Origin of the sequence: Paenibacillus sp. TC-CSREp1 (assembly GCF_050171015.1) — a bacterium.
Taxonomy (GTDB): Bacteria; Bacillota; Bacilli; order Paenibacillales; family Paenibacillaceae; genus Paenibacillus; species Paenibacillus silvae.
Genome location: NZ_JBNOKM010000016.1, coordinates 68738 through 86930 on the forward strand (window position 1 = coordinate 68738; position 18193 = coordinate 86930).

At 47.8% G+C, this 18193-nt stretch carries 15 protein-coding genes; 2 read left to right on the forward strand and 13 right to left on the reverse strand.

The window, feature by feature from the left end; translation table 11 throughout:
* Positions 1 to 266: 266 nt before the first annotated feature.
* From ACQSGY_RS23160 to ACQSGY_RS23215, 12 genes are all read right to left on the reverse strand, one after another.
* The gene (locus tag ACQSGY_RS23160; RefSeq protein ID WP_427181043.1) at positions 267 to 1901 is read right to left on the reverse strand and encodes an ABC transporter substrate-binding protein; all 1635 of its coding nucleotides are present in this window, start codon (positions 1899 to 1901) and stop codon (positions 267 to 269) included.
* A gap of 192 nt (positions 1902 to 2093) precedes the next feature.
* Positions 2094 to 3002 (reverse strand): carbohydrate ABC transporter permease, encoded by a 909-nt coding sequence (locus ACQSGY_RS23165; RefSeq protein ID WP_111273468.1) that lies wholly within the window; start codon positions 3000 to 3002, stop codon positions 2094 to 2096.
* Between the two features lie 15 nt (positions 3003 to 3017).
* On the reverse strand, positions 3018 to 3962 hold the full coding sequence (locus ACQSGY_RS23170; protein WP_253299407.1) for an ABC transporter permease: 945 nt from the start codon (positions 3960 to 3962) through the stop codon (positions 3018 to 3020).
* A gap of 348 nt (positions 3963 to 4310) precedes the next feature.
* On the reverse strand, positions 4311 to 5723 hold the full coding sequence (locus ACQSGY_RS23175) for an alpha-L-fucosidase (protein WP_427181046.1): 1413 nt from the start codon (positions 5721 to 5723) through the stop codon (positions 4311 to 4313).
* Between the two features lie 877 nt (positions 5724 to 6600).
* Positions 6601 to 7659: a Gfo/Idh/MocA family protein gene (locus ACQSGY_RS23180; RefSeq protein WP_427181048.1), complete on the reverse strand. Its 1059-nt coding sequence runs from the start codon at positions 7657 to 7659 to the stop codon at positions 6601 to 6603.
* Between the two features lie 95 nt (positions 7660 to 7754).
* Complete coding sequence (locus ACQSGY_RS23185; protein ID WP_427181182.1) at positions 7755 to 8621, reverse strand: sugar phosphate isomerase/epimerase family protein; 867 nt, start codon at positions 8619 to 8621, stop codon at positions 7755 to 7757.
* A 109-nt stretch (positions 8622 to 8730) separates the two neighbouring features.
* Positions 8731 to 10554 carry a beta-galactosidase gene (locus ACQSGY_RS23190; protein ID WP_427181049.1) on the reverse strand — a complete coding sequence of 608 codons (1824 nt, stop codon included), beginning with the start codon at positions 10552 to 10554 and terminating at the stop codon, positions 8731 to 8733.
* 1 nt (position 10555) lies between these two features.
* Positions 10556 to 12022, reverse strand: coding sequence for an alpha-L-fucosidase (locus ACQSGY_RS23195; RefSeq protein WP_427181051.1), 1467 nt, complete (start codon positions 12020 to 12022; stop codon positions 10556 to 10558).
* A gap of 459 nt (positions 12023 to 12481) precedes the next feature.
* Entirely contained in the window at positions 12482 to 13234 is a 753-nt protein-coding gene (locus ACQSGY_RS23200; RefSeq protein ID WP_427181053.1) for a copper homeostasis protein CutC, read from the reverse strand.
* A gap of 97 nt (positions 13235 to 13331) precedes the next feature.
* Entirely contained in the window at positions 13332 to 14354 is a 1023-nt protein-coding gene (locus ACQSGY_RS23205; RefSeq protein WP_427181055.1) for a sialidase family protein, read from the reverse strand.
* Between the two features lie 662 nt (positions 14355 to 15016).
* Positions 15017 to 15163 (reverse strand): hypothetical protein, encoded by a 147-nt coding sequence (locus tag ACQSGY_RS23210; protein WP_427181056.1) that lies wholly within the window; start codon positions 15161 to 15163, stop codon positions 15017 to 15019.
* 236 nt (positions 15164 to 15399) lie between these two features.
* Positions 15400 to 16149: a hypothetical protein gene (locus ACQSGY_RS23215; RefSeq protein ID WP_427181058.1), complete on the reverse strand. Its 750-nt coding sequence runs from the start codon at positions 16147 to 16149 to the stop codon at positions 15400 to 15402.
* A gap of 80 nt (positions 16150 to 16229) precedes the next feature.
* Here ACQSGY_RS23215 and ACQSGY_RS23220 point away from each other — a divergent pair, with 80 nt between their 5' ends.
* The gene (locus ACQSGY_RS23220; protein ID WP_427181060.1) at positions 16230 to 16469 is read left to right on the forward strand and encodes a hypothetical protein; all 240 of its coding nucleotides are present in this window, start codon (positions 16230 to 16232) and stop codon (positions 16467 to 16469) included.
* An 820-nt stretch (positions 16470 to 17289) separates the two neighbouring features.
* The gene (locus ACQSGY_RS23225) at positions 17290 to 17490 is read left to right on the forward strand and encodes a hypothetical protein (protein WP_427181062.1); all 201 of its coding nucleotides are present in this window, start codon (positions 17290 to 17292) and stop codon (positions 17488 to 17490) included.
* A gap of 324 nt (positions 17491 to 17814) precedes the next feature.
* On the opposite strand, the gene ACQSGY_RS23230 is transcribed toward ACQSGY_RS23225, so the two are convergent.
* Complete coding sequence (locus ACQSGY_RS23230; RefSeq protein WP_090924244.1) at positions 17815 to 18006, reverse strand: hypothetical protein; 192 nt, start codon at positions 18004 to 18006, stop codon at positions 17815 to 17817.
* Positions 18007 to 18193 lie beyond the last annotated feature (187 nt).

Here is an 18193-nt window from a genome sequence, read left to right on the forward strand (position 1 = left end):
TATATCGAATGACGTGGGGTTGTCATAGGAGAGGACTGCCCCGGTCACAGGTGACAGACGGGACAGTCCATATATATAAATTGAACTATTCAATTACACGATAACGGAGAGGACAGAAAAAACCTGAAAAAGCGGAGCGGTCGCCTTTATCACCGGATTTTCCCCTTTGGAAAAGGGAATTCAAAAAATCTGGGGATAACAGCGATTGGAAGGTTATTCTGTCATCGGAGTGGACTGTGTAATATTTTTGGTTCAACTTATATAGATTACTTTTTCTCAATTGCACGCTGATAAATTTCCAGATAATTGCTCAGGCCAAGTCCATCGAATCCTTTGACATAGGAATCCCAGTCCTTCTCAATGCTCTTGCTGCCAATGATGAACTGTGCCATATTGGTCTGCACGTAATCTTTGATCGCTGTCGTCAGCTGAGCTGCTGACTCGGTGTCCTCTGGACGAATAAATACATTCGCCGGATAGACCTCTTTCGGTGCATATGGTGCGTATACATTTGTCGCCTGGGCGAGGCGTGTACCGTATCCTTCCGCAGACAGCGGGTCCTGACCCTCTGCAAACAGATTGCGGAATGTATTGGACAAGTCATGCGCACCGATCTGTGACCAGCTCTCGTTCACAACTACGTTTGGATCACGCTCAGGCAGATTGTAGTAGCTGTACTTGGCAGGCTCACCGTTGATGTTTTTCTCATCCGGATCAGCCTTCTTCCAGCCCTTTCCTTCTGTCGGGCCATACTCTGCGTACAGCGCTCCCTCTTCACTGAACATATAATCCACGATTTTGATTGCGGCGATTTGCTGCGCTTCGGTTGCTTTGTTGGTAATCGCAAATTCGAACTCGCCTACACTCTGCGTTGCCCCTGTGGTCTGCACACCATCTGGCCCTTTCAGCGGCGGCACGATATCCCAGTGCTGGTGGCGGGTAATGTTTTTGTCGTACGTATTCACCAGATAGCTGACGAGTGCAGTTGTAATGGAGCCAACCACCTCATCACCTTCCTTATTCCCCAGCTGACCTACAGCCTGGTCATTCTGCGTGAAGGAAGCCGGATCAATCAGACCTTCGGCATACAGCTTGTGCATGTACTCCAGCCCTTTCTTCCATCCCTCCTGATTGGCCGCAAAGCTCACCTTGCCATCGTTCACAATCAGGTATTTGTCGTTATCGTTGTATATAAAGCTGTTCATCAAGTACGCATCAATATTGCCGTTCCATACATATTTGTTCGGAGCACCTGTGAGCGGAATCTCGTCGGCTTTACCGTTGCCGTTCGGGTCCTGTGTTTTGAACGCCTTCAGAACGGTGTACAGTTCGTCGGTCGTTGTAGGCATTTTCAGACCCACCTTATCCAGCCAATCGGTGTTGATCCAATATTTCTGGGCATACGTACAGTGGTAGCACTCGTTAAAAATAGGCAGGGCGTAGATGTTGCCATCCGGTGCCGTAATGGCGTCCTTGAAGTACGGCTTCTCCTCCATCACTTTGGTCAGATTCGGGCCGTACTGCTTGATCAAGTCCTGAAGCGGCAGGAACACACCTTGTTTACCATAGGTTTGCAGGTCTGAGGTCGTGAACTTGCCGTGGAGAAAAACTTCAGGATAATCGCCACTGGCAAGCAGCAGCTGTCTGCGGTCCTGCAGCGCATCGGTCGGAGCCAGATCCCATTTCAGCTTGACGTCGAATTTCTTCTCGATAAACTTGGTAAATTCATTCTCTTCCATCGACGCTTTGCCCTGCGGAGCAAAAAAGGTCATCGTAACCGGGCCGCCGCTCTCGCCGCTCCCCTCGCTTCCTCCCTCTGCCTTCTCGGACGAATTGCATGCCGACAACAAAGCCATTGAAGCAAAGATCAGAAACAACATCGAAATCCAGGATTTTCTCAATCTGACTCCTCCTTTTTGTTCATAACGGCAAACCTTGGGTCATGCTATACGGGTATACAGGTTTCTGAAAACCAATCCCGGAAGCCGGCACGTACCCCCACCTCCCTTCAAAGGCCGACTCCCACTGGAGTTATAGCAGAGCACGTATATGATCGTGAAATGAATAAAGATGATCCTCTATCCTCTGGCAGATTAACCTTTGAGGGAACCCACCATGACCCCTTTGACAAAATGCTTCTGTACAAATGGATACATGATCAGGATCGGAATACTTGCGACAACAATGAGTGCATATTTCAATACCTGCTCGAACCCTTGATCTCGCAGCTGCTGGCTTGTATTGGCCAGCATCGCCGGGTCAGCCGCGTTCAGAATCAGCAGATTACGAAGCACATACTGCAGCGGGAACAGCTTCTCGGAACGCAGATAGATGAGCGCATCGAAATACGCATTCCAGTGACCGACCGCATACATCAGGGTCATGACCGCCAGAATCGGCTTGGATAGCGGCAGTACAACACTGATCAGGTAGCGAATATCGCGGCACCCGTCCATCTCGGCCGCTTCCCCGAGCTCTTCCGGGATGGAGGATTGGAAAAACGTGCGGGCAACGATAACCTGAAACACCGCAAGCGCTCCAGGCAGCCACATCGCCCAGCGGGTATCCAGCAGATGAAGATCCTTCATCAGCAGGTAGGTCGGAATCAGACCCCCGTCAAAAAACATCGTGATCATCATAAAAATAATGATCGCTCCCCGTCCGTAGAACGATTTGCGGGAAAGCGGGTAGGCCAGCATGACGGTCAGCGCTACGTTAATAAAGGTACCGACCACGGTGTAGAGGATCGTATTGTAGAAGCCCAGCATGAGCTGCTGGCTTTTGAAGATGGAGATGTACGCCTTGATATTGAAATCCACCGGGAACAGCCACACCTGACCGGATGTTACGGCACGCGACGAGCTGAACGAGGAGCTGACAATGTACAAGAGCGGGTAGAACACCGTCAACAGAATGGCGATGAGAAAAATATAATTAAGCGTCATGAAGATGCGGTCCCCGATCGGGTCCTTGATCCGGTTACGGTTCATCCGTTTAAACATGGATACACTCCTCCTTTACCACAAGCTGTTCTCGGATACTTTGCGGGAAATGCCGTTAACAATAATCAGCAGAATCAGGTTGATTACGGAGTTGAACAATCCAACGGCCGAGGAAAAGCTGAAGTTGGCTCCGATCAGACCGACCTTGTACACATACGTGGAGATCACCTCTGAGGCACTCGTGTTAAGCGGGTTCTGCATGAGATATATTTTTTCGAAGCCTACGCCCATAATGCTGCCGAGACTCAGGATCAGCATGATCACCGTGACCGGAACAAGGGTGGGCAGGTCAATGTGCCATATTTTCCGCAGCCGGGAAGCACCGTCCATCTTCGCTGCCTCGTACAAGGACGGGTCCACTCCCGCCAAGGCCGCTATGTAGATGATGGAGGAGTACCCCATCCCCTGCCATACCCCCGACCATACATAGATGGACTTGAAGTATTCCGGAATGCCCATGAAGTTGGTCATCGGGAAGCCCAGCATGGAGAACAGCTTGTCAACAACGCCCACATGCGGGGACAGCATCAGAATGATGATGGAGACCATAACAACGGTAGAGATAAAATGCGGTGCATACGTAACCATCTGCACAGTCTTTTTGAAATATCCCGTTCGAATCTCGTTCAGCGCCAGCGCCAGCAGGATCGGGATCGGAAAACCGGCAAGCAGGGAGTAAAAGCTGATGCCAATCGTGTTTTTGATCAACAACCAGAAGTTCGGGGACTCAAAAAAAGCCTCAAAATGCTTGAATCCTACCCACGGGCTGCCCCAAATGCCTTTGACTACACTGAAATCCTTGAAGGCAATCTGTACACCGACCATCGGAATGTACTTGAAAATCAGCAGATACAGTACAGGGGGCAGCACTAGCAGGTAAAGCTCCCAGTGCTTCTTGAGGCTTCGGATGAATGGATGCTGCCGCTTGGGCTCCGCCTGATTCATCTGCTGCAGGTCCATGTTCGCAGGTATGCTTTCCGTAGCTCGACTCATTTGCGTCACTCCTTCTCAAACCTCAAGTGTAATAATACATTACATTCACATCCCTTAAATCTTCTTTTAAGAGACTAATTCATGGCTTACGATCTAATCAATGTCAACATTCATATCAGGTAGCGCTTTCTTGATTTGATAGTACCTTGCCGGGGGCTTTTTGATCAATTTGCAATTTTCTCCGACCTCTCTTTATTCCAAAAACCCTTGCGGAGCAAGCGTTTAAAGCTGTTTATCTTCAGGAATTACATCTCATATGTATCCAAAATAAAATTCCGGGGGCTCTTATATCTCCCCCGGAATTGACATGTATGTTTATGATGTGGTGACCAATCTGAACGTATGTGTGATGGGTGCTTCCCCATCCGTAGCGGATCGCGGCAGCTCCACGAGCAGCCCGTCTGTCGTCTGCTGATACGAAAGTACGTCATCGCTACCTACAAGTTCAACACGCTCTACCTTCTCCAAATAAGGGATGATCAGTTGCTGTTCCAGGTTCTCGTTCTCGTTGCGATAGATACGGAAGGCATAAACGGTATTGATGTCTGCCTTTTGTGTAAAGGCCCAGTCCTTCGTGAAATACGGTGCGCAGATGCGGGTGCCATAGATGCCCTCGCCGTGGGTGTTCAGCCATTCCCCCAGTCCCTGAATGCCCCGAATCGCTCCTTTCGGCAGGCGGCCATCCGGCTGAGGACCAACATTTAATGCCAGGTTGCCACCTTTGGACACGACCTCAAGCAGTATGTGGGCAAGCTGACGCCCTGATTTGTACTGATCATCGAAGCCAAATGCAAAGGAATGTCCCACGGTAATACAGCTCTCCCACGGGATATTCATCGGATGCTCCGGAATCGTTTGCTCCGGGGTTACAATATTCTCATACGGCCCGCCTACAGTACGGTCGGCAGACAGAAGCCATGGCTGCGTTGTTTTTCTTGCTCGCTCAACCACTTCACCAAGCCGGATATCCTGCCCATGGCGGCCTTCACGAACCCAGCCCGCATCCAGCCACAAGCATTCAATGCGTCCGTAATTCGTCAGCAGCTCCATGATCTGCTCATGGGTGAACTCTACAAATTTATCCCACATCCATGGATACTTGTGCGGATCGTAAGAAGGCCCGCGCCACATATGGCGTCCGCGCTCCATTCCCGGAGCCCAGTAATACGGGGTATGCCAGTCGGCTTTGGAGAAATATGCAGAGATGCCGAGCCCCTTGGCCCGGAAAGCATCGAACAGCACCCGGCAGATATCAGCGTATTTGTGCTTGTGGAACGGTGTGTCCTTTCCCGTGATCCGGTAATCGGTTGTTTTCGTATCCCACATACAGAAGCCGTCATGATGCTTGGTCGTGAACAGGAAGTATTTGAAGCCGTTGTCTGCAGCCATCTGTGCCCACTGCTCGGGCTGGAATCGGATCGGATTGAAGGTTTTGTTCAGGTCGAAATATTCTCGCTTGAAGTCTTCCATATCATCCGTCCAGTCGACGTCATCCCGCGACCAGTCGCCATCCTCATCGCTCAGCGCCCACGACTCCACCAAACCGAGCTGGGAGTATGGTCCCCAGTGCATCATCAGCCCCAGCTTCTGGTCCTTGAACCACTCCAGCCGATCCAGCAGCAAGGGATCTTCAGGCTTTACCCATTCATCCTCTTTGCTAAAGTTGTGTACACCGGCTTCAACGATCTGCTCTTCCTGCTCTGGCAGGGGGATTTTGGTTTCGGTCAAAAGGGTCATCTCCTTAAGTTAAAATGTCTCGCGTTGGAAAAAAGTGAGATTTACACTCGGTCACTCCGATTGCAGTACCATCTTTCGATCGCTGTTATCCCCGGATTTCTTCGAACTATTTTTCCTATGGGGAAATCTGGGGATAAAGGCGCACGCTTCGCTTCTCCAGATTGGTTCTGCACTCTCCGTTTCACGTGTAAATGAATTTTTACAACGCGCACAGACTGTTTACCTTGTCGTTTGGGTAACTTGGGTACGTCGGGTTATCTGTTCCCTCCGTTTAGGTGGGATCAAAAACCTTAACGTTCGCCTAATGCAGATTTACACTGGGGCACTCCGATTGCAGTACCATCTTCCGATCGCTGTTATCCCCGAATTTCTTCGAACTATTTCCCTGATGGGGAAATCCGGGGATAAAGGCGCACGCTTCGCTTCTCCAGATTGGTTCTGCACTCTCCGTTTCACGTGTAAATGAATTTTTACAACGCGCACAGACGGTTTCACCTTGTCGTTTGGGTAACTTGAGTACGTCGGGTTATCTGTTCCCTCCGGTTAGGTGGGATCAAAAACCTTAACGTTCGCCTAATGCAGATTTACACTCGGTCACTCCGATTGCAGTACCATCTTCCGATCGCTGTTATCCCCGAATTTCTTCGAACTATTTTTCCCTGATGGGGAAATCCGGGGACAAAGGCGCACGCTTCGCTTCTCCAGATTGGTTCTGCACTCTCCGTTTCACATGTAAATGGAATTTTTACAACGGGCACAGACTGGTTTACCTTGTCGTTTGGGTAACTGGGTACGTCGGGTTATCTGTTCCCTCCGGTTAGGGGGGCTCAAAAACAGATTTACACGGGAGTACTCCGTTTTGTGTAATCTATAACGAAATTTCCCGTCCCTCGCGTGCGGATTCGTAGATGGCGCACAGCATTTTCATTACCTCTACGCCGTCCTCTACGGGGCTCAGGGTTTCTTTGCGCCCCTGCGTGCTGTCAATAAAATGGTTGATTTCGTTGCGGAACGAGCCCATAAAGTCAAAGGACTTAAAGTCCACCTGTGGTGTCATATTCAGAATGGTGTTGAACTTCTCGCCAATGATGGAGATTTCCGGCTCCAGTTCGGCGCCGCCTTTGTCGCCATACAGCTTGACGGAGGTTTCATCCGCCTTGGCATGCAGGGTAAAGCTGACATCGACCAGCAGGCTTGCTCCATTTTCAAAACGAATTAATGCATTGGCCATATCCTCCACGTTGTTCTGCTCCGCATCATAGTCTGCGGCCTTATAGAACGACAGGTTACGGATATTGGCACGATTGCCCAGCCGATTGGAGACGTTGGCAGAGACGGACTTCACCTTCGGTCTGCCCATCAGGTACCAGCAGATGTCAATGACGTGTACGCCGATATCAATTAAAGGGCCGCCCCCGGAGCGGCTCTTATCCGAGAACCAGCCGCCCGGATTGCCAAGTCGGCGCAGGCTGGAGGCTTTGGCATAATAGATTTCACCCAGCTCGCCTTCGTCGATGAACTTTTTCAAAATCTGAGCATTGTCACTATATCGGCGAACAAAGCCAACTTGAAGCAGCTTTCCGCTGCGGCGCACAGCCTTTTCAACCTCCAACGCATCCTCAACGGTCTGGCAGAGCGGTTTCTCGCACAGCACGTTTTTTCCTGCATCCAGAGCGGCAATACTGATCTCGGCGTGTGAATCATTCCATGTGCAGATGCTGACGGAATGGATTTCTGGCAGGGCAAGCAGGTCCCTATAGTCCGTAAACACATGAGTTGCACCATACTGCTTGGCTACATCGGCAGCACGAGTTTCGTTCAGGTCACAGATTGCATAAATCTCCACTTCCGGGTTGCTGGCATAGGCTTGCAGGTGACAATCCGATATGGAACCGGCACCGATAACGGCGACTTTTAATTTGGACATTTCACTATCCCTCCATTGGATAAAAAATGAATTTATGATGCTCAGCTCCGCAGAGCTATATATATAAGACAAGTCAAGCCCGATATTACCTCAGATCACGCCTCTTCCCACAAACGACGCACGTTGTCCATGGCGATCCGCGAAGCGGTCTGACAGTGCTCCATACCTTCAAATTCGATCGAGATGTAACCGTCATACCCGGATTGCTTCAGCACACGAAATACCTCAGGCATGTTGATATCGCCATGACCCACGATGGCTCCACGCAAATAATTGCCGTGGGATGTCTGGAACCAGCCCTCGCCAGGATTGCGGGTAGAAGGTCGCCAGTAGAAGTCTTTGGCGTGCACGATGGACGCATAAGGGATGTTGTTTTTCACCGCACTCACCGGATCTTCATCGACACAGAGGAAATTACCGATGTCCAGTGTGGTTTTGAAATTATCCCGCCCCGTCTCATGCAGCAAACGCTGGATGCGCTCGCTCGACTGTACGTAATATCCGTGGTTCTCCACACTTGTCGTAATTCCAAAACCTGCCGCATAATCGGCAATGCGCTGGCATGCTTTGACCAGTCCGGGCAGGTCTGCTTCAAACTGAGCTACCGTTCCTTCGGCTGCAGGCCGGAAAGCAACATCATGCCGCATCAGCTTCACCCCCAGAGCCGCCGCCACGTCCACATGACGCATAACGCTCTGAATCTCCTGCTCCACCGCCTCGGCACTTTCCTGAACAGCAAAGTTTGCACCAACCGCATAATTGGAGAGTTCAATGCCCACCTCTTGCGCAGCCGTTTTGATCTCTTCAATTAGCTCTGGATTGTCCATCAGATTGAAGCCCATCGGCACGATCTCCACATGTTGACCGCCCTGCTCGGCAATCCAGCGAATGGCATCCGGCACACTCAGCTCCTTACGATCCAAAGCTTGCTGTAAACTGTACGTGCTAAGTCCAACTTTCATCTTGCTCATCCTCTCCCTCTCCTGTGATGGGTATCCATACCCAACGTATACCGTTTTCCAGCACACAGAGCAATTGCCAATAATCGCATGGCTCAACGATTTTCCTTTTCTAGCCTAAAACCGGCTTATCTACGAACATTACAGCTGCATCGGCTGTTCCATGAAGTTCAAATACTATAATTTCATTATCTCCTTGGCGAAGAAGCGGCGCAGGTACATACAACGTCTGCTGCGGTCCTATGCTCCAGTAGCGACCCAGATTGAATCCGTTTACATATGCAACACCCTTCGTCCAGCCATCCAGACGCAGAAATGTATCCTTTACATCACTTGTGTCCTGAATATGAAGGCTGCCTTTATAAAAAAATGGTGTGTCTGCTGCATCTGCCGTCATGCCGTGCTGCTGCTCCGTAAATCTCAGACCTGAAAGGTCACGCATCGGCAAACAGTGAATGGTCCAGTCATATAAAAACTGAAATCCATGCCGCACCCCTTCCGTGATGCCCTTCGGGTCTCTCAGGTACGGACCGTAATTGATTCGCCCCATATTTTCAACCAGAATGCAAAGGTCTGCACCCTGCGGCGGGACTTCAAATGATATGGTCGCTCCCCCGGGCCCACGTTCAAGCACACCGAGCAGCTTCCCATCCACATACACCAACGCACGGTCTCGCACCTCCTGAACGACCAGTTCCTGCCGCTCTCTTGGCCCTGATATGTGTGTCTGGTAGCTGATAAAACCATAATCCTGCCCCAGCTTCTCCATCGGCTCGAGATTGGTACGCTGCACCGGTACAGCCAGCACAGCCAGCTGCTCAAACAACGCTGCCCTTTGCGTCATCTCCACTCTGCCATAGGCGGCCGTTTTAATGGATTCTGGCAAGGCCATATCTTCCTCTTTAGATCCATTATTTTTCGATTTAGATCCATTAGTCTGTTCTTTCGAACGACGATATCGTGAAATAACGTCCTGCACGGCGTAGAATTTGGCTGTCGGCTCACCTGACTCACCAAGCAGCGAATCGTAGTCGTAACTTGTAATGGTCGGTTCATACTGATGCTTCTGCTGACAGTTGGCGCCATTATAAAATCCGAAGTTTGTACCGCCATGGAACATATAAAAATTCACCGACGCGCCAGCTTCAAGCATCTCCTCCAGCACCTCGGCTACATCTGCCGATTCCCGGGTATGATGAGGTTCGCCCCAGTGATCAAACCAGCCATTCCAGAATTCCATACACATTAGCGGTTCTTCTCTCTGGTATTCACGCAGCTTGGCAAATGCCCATTCCGTACCTGAGCCAAAATTAACGGTTGCCAAGTGCCCAGGCACCGAACCGGCCTGTAACATATGATCGGTTGGTCCATCTGAGGTAAAGAGTAGCACATCGATCCCACGCTGTACTATGCCATCCCGCAAATAGCTCAGATAACCCGCATCATTGCCAAAGCTGCCATATTCATTCTCAATCTGCATGGCAATAACAGGCCCGCCATGGGTGCTCAGAAACGGTTTTAATCTGGGCAAAAGCACATCATAGTACCGATCTACATGCGCCAGAAAGGTCGGATCGGTACAGCGCAGCCGCAGGTTGTCATCTGCCAGCAGCCAGGACGGCAAGCCGCCAAACTCCCACTCCGCACAGATATATGGACTCGGGCGGAGGATTACATGCAGACCTAACGCTCCTGCCAGCTGAATAAACCGCTCCACATCGGCCATGCCTTCAAAACAATACACTCCCGGCTGCGGCTCATGCACATTCCACGGCACATACGTCTCCACCGTGTTAAACCCGCAGGCCTTCAGCTTCAACAGCCGATCTTCCCAATATTCCGGCACAACTCGGAAATAATGAATGGCACCCGACAGAAGGTGAATCGGTTTGCCATCCAGCATGAATTGCGATCCCTGATATGTCAGCACTGCCATCCTACACGCCCTCCCGCTTACTGTTATGTAGGCTGAATGTCGATAATGTTGGATACCATCTGGACTCCTGAATGGTTAACCTAACGCGGCGGGCTGTCACTTTGGGAAAACAACAGATGCGCTTATACCCCACGACCGTTCCAGCATAAATATCTCGCCACAGACCATCCAATCCACACACCTCCAGTGTAAATCGCTCAATCCGCTGCCCTGATTGGATGTGCTCCATCAGCATTACACGGTCGAATGTCCGTTCTTCCGGCAAAAGCAATTCAATCCATGCCTGCTCCGTCCCTTCGGGCGGACACCAATAGACATCTCTCTGTTCACCTGAATGCAGTATCATTGATGCTCCATGCGCGTCGTCCATCGTCTCCGAAGCCGCTGCCTGCGCACCTGCAGCCAAATTCTCGCTAAACGTTGCACGCAGCACTGAGCCTATCTCGCGCAGCCGCCCGACATCATTTTCATGAATCAATCCACGCCGATCTGGCGGCAGATTCAGCAGAAAACAGGCATTGCCACCTACGGCACCGTGATATACGGAGAGCAGCTCTTCCAGTGTTTTGACTTCATCATCCTCATGAGCATGATAGAACCAGCCTGGGCGAATCGAGGTATTCACCTCGGCCGGATACCACACCAGCTTGTCAGCATAATTACGGATAACACCCCGGCTGCCCAGATCACTGTCCTGTGTATTGACCCTTTTGGCAAACTCGCCATCATCCACCTGCTGTGACTGCTCCTGAATCTTCTCATTATCCTGCATATGCGCGGGTACCACGCTCCATTCCGATTCCCGCGTATGTCCCGCTTCATTACCGCACCAGCGGACATCCGGGCCGCACACTGAAATGACAGCCTCCGGCTGAAGTTCACGGATGAGCGCGTAATATGCATCCCAATCATAGACCTGTCTTTTCCCGTTCGGACCTTCACCACATGCCCCATCGAACCACACACAGAAAATATCGCCATAATTCGTAAGCAGCTCGCGCAGCTGTGATAGAAAGAATGTATTATACCGCTCCGAATCCCCGTATGAAGCTTCATGGCGGTCCCAAGGAGAGAGATATACTCCAAATTTCAAGCCAGCTTCACGGCAGGCATCCGCAACCTCCCGCACCAGATCACCCTTGCCCTCTTTCCAGGGACTCGCAGCAACGGTATGGTCTGTATAACGGCTCGGCCACAGACAGAACCCGTCATGATGCTTGCACGTCAGAATCAGTCCCTTCATGCCTGCTGCCCTGCAGGACGTCACCCACTGCTCCGCACTTAGCTCGGAAGGGTTAAAGATTGCCGGGTCTTCCTCCCCTGTGCCCCACTCCCGATCTGTAAAGGTATTCACGGTAAAATGAATAAACGCATAAAACTCCAGCTCCTGCCATCTCTTCTGCCGTTCTGACGGGCTGACCTGTGCCGCCATTTTGATCCAATCGGCTGGTGATTGCGTTGAACTCATGGACTCTCACTCCCTTGTGTGCATGCTTTCTTTACGATATAAATTGAACTAAAGATTTTACACACACCACTCCGATGACAGAATAACCTGAAGAGTAGCGGTTATCCCCAGATTTTTTTAATTCCCTTTTGTAAAGGGGAAAATCCGTTGAACAGCATATGCTTCCGATGCAGCTTTCTTTCAGAAAGCTTTCAGGCGACCGCTCCGCTTTTTCAGGTTTTTTCTGTCCTCTCCGTTAACGTGTAAATGAATAGTTAAACTTATATATAGAAGCTATCTATACCTACATTGATCATCCCATGTTTAATCCATCGTTCTTCCTTGGCCTCTGTCGTTCTGTCATTCGTGCTTCTGTTCGCTTTACAATTTACGTTACGTGTTTCACGTGGTTCTGATCTCGATTGATGTCACTGACTTTCTCGATAACCTACTACACCTCGCAACCCTCATTGCTTAATACTAGTACGACTCCAACTGCTGCACGGCACGTATTAGCCGTGCTTTGGCCTCGGTAACAAGCTGTGTGTCAACAGGCTGCTGAAAGCTGCCTCCTTGGCGCATGCCTGATCCCATATGAATTTCTGTAATACCGGTTGCACTCACGAGGTCTGATATGCCTTCAATGGTCACACCCGATCCCGCCATAACAGCGATGTTCAGCGCCTGTCCCAGCTCCTGAAGCTGCTTCAACTCAGGCAGACCTTCGGATACCGCTGACTTTCCTCCCGATGTAAGCACCCGCTCGACAACATTTCTCTCACTCGCATCATGGATACCGCCCAGGTCCTTGAGCGCTGCCAGCAAGTTTGAACTTGCATCCATAGCGCGATGGAACGTAACCCCCAGTCCGTTGGCTTCGGATAGACAAGATTGTAAAGATGACCGATTCACCTCTCCCTCTGTTGTCAGAGCCCCAATCACAACCCCCGCCGCTCCCAGCGCTCTGGCTACACGTACATCTTCTGTCATTACGCGAATATCGTCCGGGCTATAGCAGAACGAGCGGCTATGAGGGCGAATCATTACATACACGGGAATCGAAACGCTCGCTACAACCTGTTCAATCACACCATAGCTGGGTGTAAGCCCGCCTTCGGTCATTGCCGCTACTAGCTCAATACGGTCGGCCCCGCCCTGCTCTGCCGCTCGGGCATCTGCTGTGTCTGTAGCAATGACTTCTAATATGGGCTGTCTTTTAGACTGCTCCTTCATAGAGGCACCTCCTCACGCTGATCAACATAAAAACATCCAGCAAACCACGCTATAAAGGACCGAATAAACGCCTGCTCAGCGTCTCTGCGGTCCTTCCTTATTCCGATGATTGAACGTTCAGTTTCCAGAACGCAACCCGGTCTCTTTTCCACGTATACGTAATGTACAGACTTTGCCCTTGAGATACGATGGAAGGATAAGAATACTCTCCGGGTTCATCCTCCAGCACCCATTCATGCCCCCAGGTCTCACTATTATCATTCGAAAAAGCAACTACCAGCGGGGTCCGGGGGCTCTCTGTTGAATATCCGCTAACTGGATTGTAAACAAGCGCAAGCAAGCCACTCTCCATGCGTGTGACATCAATGCCGCTATTGTTGTTTGGCAGCTCTGTCGGGTAAGCTTCACACCACGTGTACCCGCCATCCGCCGAGTCACTGCGGTAAATCCATCCCTCGGTGCTGCGAAGCAGCATATGTACATGTTCAGCATCCGAAGCAGACCACAGGGCAGGCTGAATCAGACCTTTGGCAAACCAATGCCCGGCCCCTACATAAACAGATAAATTCATCGGCACAGATGCGCTTTTGGTCCATGTCCTGCCCTCATCCATTGAAATATCAACAAAGGCTTCCCACACCTGCTTGCCCGGCATCTCCGGGTCCAAACGTTCTATAGAAGCTGGCGCCAATATCGTTCCACTCGCCAGCTGCACTGGATGATTACGCACCGGACCACGACCGCCCACATCACCAGATACCAGCTCACGAGCAGCAGTCCACGTGTACCCGCCATCCTCCGAGCGTATGAAGCGAGTGTGCCAATGTGTAATTTCGTGCCCTACCTTGTAAAAGAGTACCAGTGAACTGCCTTGTGCATACAGCACCGGGTTCCAATGTGGAACGCCTTCTTCATCCGCCACTTTACGCGGTGCAGACCATGAACCTTCCTGCTCCTGAACCGCTATCCATATGGCCGTGTCACTCGACTTCTCATGCAGCCCTGCAAACCACGCCACAATAACAACACCCGTTGGCAGAACCGCTACCGTAGAACCATGACTGCTCTGAAACGGCTGACCTTCCCGAAAAACATATTGTTTGTTAGCCATCATGGCCATGAGTGAGCCTCCTGTAAAATGGAGTAATAAAGACGGTAAACTATAGTTTATAGTTGATCCAGTTAATCTAGTCTAGGTTTCCACGGCTTTCATGAACTTCATGCTTGGCTATAATTATTACAATTTGATTCTTTTAATTTCTTATACCTTTATCCATTTTGCTATCTACTTCTTTTGTTACTTTCGTTATTTTTGTTATTATTATTGTTATTAAATTATATCTTTAGTCTAAAACGTTAGGTATTGAACGTCAATACTTGTATATGAGCTTCCTCAAAAATATCTCCCTAATCCCTGTAACATACCGGCGTAATGCTGGTAGTAATTCCTTTTAGACATATACTTGTGAACAGAACATTGACAATATGTTAAAGGCTATACCAAAAAGGATCGTTTGATTTTCTACAACGATCCCTATTATCATCTACTGGGTGTAAACCACAGTTCATCACGATGATGATTTTTTATTAAGCTAGCGTTCCATTTAGTTCAAAGAATATCGTATAACCTTGTTTATTACTAAACCTATGAATAAGGAACAGCTTCTCTAATTACTCACTTTTTCAGAACTCGTGCTGAAGCGAAAGACTAGCTTTTCTCCATCTTCAGGATGATGACCAAGTTCTTCGGTGCATTTCCCGTTAGTACATGTGCTAAGTGTTCTACGCCAGAAGCGTTTCGCTCATTCGTTTCGTCCGGTGGGATTTGTTTGCAATTCCCATTGCCCTGGAGCTTCCAATAATCTGTCGCATCGCTTCTTCTCCAACACCCCTTCCTCGATAATTACGTAATAGGAAGAACTCATTCATGTAGTAATTGATATAGTGAGGACAGGGTATGAAAAGGGAAGTAGCTACAAATGCATTCGTACCACCATCATTTTGAACTCAGGTGTATATATCTTAAACTTCTGGCCTTTAATGGCCATGAAAAAATCCCCTTTTGAAAGATAGTGCCAGATCACATCATACGTGTGCTCTTTTCACACTATCCACCTAAAGGGGATAATATCACTTATCTTCAAACACTCTTTTTTTGCGTTTTATTAAATATCTCTAGACCATTCAATATAGTACGTAGGTTCTGTATAACTACCAGTATAAGGGCCATAGAGATCACCAGAAAGATTACCGTAACCTCGGATGGAATAACTACCTCTATCTACGTATCCAGTCCAATAAAATATTCTGGATCTATAGCCGGAAGCTTCAGATGGACCTGTCCATGTTTCATTCGTACTGTAAGTAGTGCTAATTTCTTGTGTTATGCTACCATTTATTTGTGCTGTTGGTGCACTTGCTTGTACTCCGACACTTGCACTAGTTTTTTTGGTGACACTTGAACTAAGAGATATCGTTTTCCCTGCTGCAACTGAAATAATTTGTTGAGCTGAGGTTGCGTTATCGCGAGAAATATTGCTTTTAATTAAGGGATCCCAGTTGACCCACAAATCATACCAGGCATTTGTTGACACATCCCCCGTATTACTCAACCTCGTAATAGATGAAATTGGACCAGGCGAAGATGACGCAGGAACTATTTTATGAATAGTAATAACATCTCCATCATCTACTTGTCCTACAATTCCTTCTAATGCTTTATTGGAGATTTTCCCCTGTACTTCTGGGTCAAGATTGAATTCGATTTGTTTGCCTTGAACATCTATTAACACATGGTCTGTTGTTGATTCTATGTTAGTATTTTCAATTGATGAAGCACTTGCACCTACGTTAGCTGCAAATAAAGCAGAAACCACTCCTACGGCTAAAAATGACTTTAGAATATTTTCTTTCATAATTCCTCCTCTTTACTACATTATTTGGTGTTATTATGTAATTGTATCATATATTTTATATTTGGAAAGGATTGATTTATTTGGATTATAAAGCGATTTCTTTTATCTCCTTAATTGTGGCAGGTTTTTTTTTCACAGTAGAAAGAGTATCTGCCGTTATAGCTAGAGGGATAGCGGCCCAAGGGAAATCCGGATTTGATTTGACACCTTCGTATCCGGGTATATTTGATAATTTATTCGTTGTGTTTTTCATTTTATTAGCAGCTGTTTTACTAATATATGACTATATGCTAAAGAACAAAAAAAATGATTCGAAGTGAATCAGGAGTGAAAACTGAATCACACGAGTGGTGGATCCGCCGAAAAAATATTCCTTATACTACAAAATGTTTGCAGGGAAAAATTTTAACTCAAATCTAGGAGATAGTGAAGGTAGGGAAGTCCACTTATTACTGGTCGTACACAGGAAATGTAAAATACTCTGGAACATATAGTTTGAAGGTTGGCAACCGTCAGATGTTCATTTATACGAATTAAGTTGACCATATGAATATAATTATTTGATTTACTATAAGAGATTTATCCTAGGTAGTTTAAATATATGTAGATAAAGAAACAGAGTAACTTGCAATTTGCTCTGTTTCTTCTCATCGATCTTCCCAGGACAATTATCAAAAGAAATAGGCTGTTCCTGAGGGTTTAACATCGTCCGTAAAGGTATACCTTTACGGATGATACCATGTGTCAGGCTCCATAGAAGTGTGATTGAATCCAGATTACTTAGTTACCCCTTCGGTAAAAACCATAGGATGGTCATATGAAGGTGCAACAACGGATGAGCAACGTGGTGGCGTAAACTACAATTTCTATGAATCAAATGTTGTGAATATTTCAAGCTGAATGTTGTTTATGATGTTCAACACAACTATCCTCGAATCTTTCTTAACAGCATCATCATAAACATCATGCCAACCAACGCGATATACTTCTATGATTGGATTCTCGTACTTAATATATAAAATTAGTTGATATGGTGTGTCGTACATATAAGCAGTTGAACTATTATTTTTGGAATTTTAAACAAAATAAAAAAGGAAAACTGTTTCCACCTTTTTGCGTCTGTATATGTGAGGTGATTCGATGAACAAAATTTTAGCATTTTCGATTTTGGGAATGGGTTTAACTGGTGCCGTTTTAATCTTCTCTGTTGCTCTATGGTTTAATCCACCAATAGGAAATGTGTTGAAGATGGTTACTGCTGCCTCAACATTATCTTTTATTATATTTGCTGTCTCGGCTCTGGTATTTCGTCGGCGATTAGATCATGAAAAAAGAAATTAATATATTCACACTACTTTCTCCATCCAAGACAAATGGTTTTCAAGAGCAATGTCATAAGTTTAGCTCAGACGCAGAACTCAGCATAAAAATCAAATCTGAAACGGTATAGGAAATATCCTGTGCCGTTTCTTTTATGTATAAAGAAATTCTCACACATAAGCAAAAAAGACGAGGCAGAAGAATCTCTACATCGTCTTTGTATCGTGTCCTAACGTCTTCGTGACCTGTTCAAGTCAGCCATGTTCCTCGCCCTTTATAAAATAAATAAAGGGCTTTCAAATTTTCTCTTTTCTATCTACTTGACCCATCGCAGATTGTAACTATCTACTTGTTACGCCGGGCTTTTGTCATTCGGTTAAACATAATCAAAGCCACAATAATCATCGCAAGCATGGCTATATTGCTGGACACCTCTTGAGACAGTCCAAACAGCATACACACATTCGTGACCAGCCCCCGGACGATCAACGCCACAACAATCAGCAGAATCGGACTTAAATAATTGTATCTTTTCATTGATTACCACACCCCTGACCCCATTGTTCGATTTCTCCACGATCCCGTACCTTGATCATAACAGCCCGCTTCTCCGGTTACAACAAAAGGACACCGCAAGCAGTGTCCTCTGTTATTAAACCAGCCTGGATAAGTAAGAATGCAGACCACTTTGGTCAGCTAGACCTCAAGGACAGATTAAACACAT

Bases quoted from the DNA above. Each gene is read 5' to 3' on its own strand.
- ACQSGY_RS23215 (WP_427181058.1), bottom strand. From the start codon at position 16,149: ATGAAAGAAAATATTCTAAAGTCATTTTTAGCCGTAGGAGTGGTTTCT.
- ACQSGY_RS23200 (WP_427181053.1), bottom strand. From the start codon at position 13,234: ATGAAGGAGCAGTCTAAAAGACAGCCCATATTAGAAGTCATTGCTACA.
- ACQSGY_RS23165 (WP_111273468.1), bottom strand. From the start codon at position 3,002: ATGTTTAAACGGATGAACCGTAACCGGATCAAGGACCCGATCGGGGAC.
- ACQSGY_RS23180 (WP_427181048.1), bottom strand. From the start codon at position 7,659: ATGTCCAAATTAAAAGTCGCCGTTATCGGTGCCGGTTCCATATCGGAT.
- ACQSGY_RS23230 (WP_090924244.1), bottom strand. From the start codon at position 18,006: ATGAAAAGATACAATTATTTAAGTCCGATTCTGCTGATTGTTGTGGCG.
- ACQSGY_RS23210 (WP_427181056.1), bottom strand. From the start codon at position 15,163: ATGAATGAGTTCTTCCTATTACGTAATTATCGAGGAAGGGGTGTTGGA.
- ACQSGY_RS23205 (WP_427181055.1), bottom strand. From the start codon at position 14,354: ATGGCCATGATGGCTAACAAACAATATGTTTTTCGGGAAGGTCAGCCG.
- ACQSGY_RS23170 (WP_253299407.1), bottom strand. From the start codon at position 3,962: ATGGACCTGCAGCAGATGAATCAGGCGGAGCCCAAGCGGCAGCATCCA.
- ACQSGY_RS23195 (WP_427181051.1), bottom strand. From the start codon at position 12,022: ATGAGTTCAACGCAATCACCAGCCGATTGGATCAAAATGGCGGCACAG.
- ACQSGY_RS23225 (WP_427181062.1), top strand. From the start codon at position 17,290: ATGAACAAAATTTTAGCATTTTCGATTTTGGGAATGGGTTTAACTGGT.
- ACQSGY_RS23190 (WP_427181049.1), bottom strand. From the start codon at position 10,554: ATGGCAGTGCTGACATATCAGGGATCGCAATTCATGCTGGATGGCAAA.
- ACQSGY_RS23185 (WP_427181182.1), bottom strand. From the start codon at position 8,621: ATGAAAGTTGGACTTAGCACGTACAGTTTACAGCAAGCTTTGGATCGT.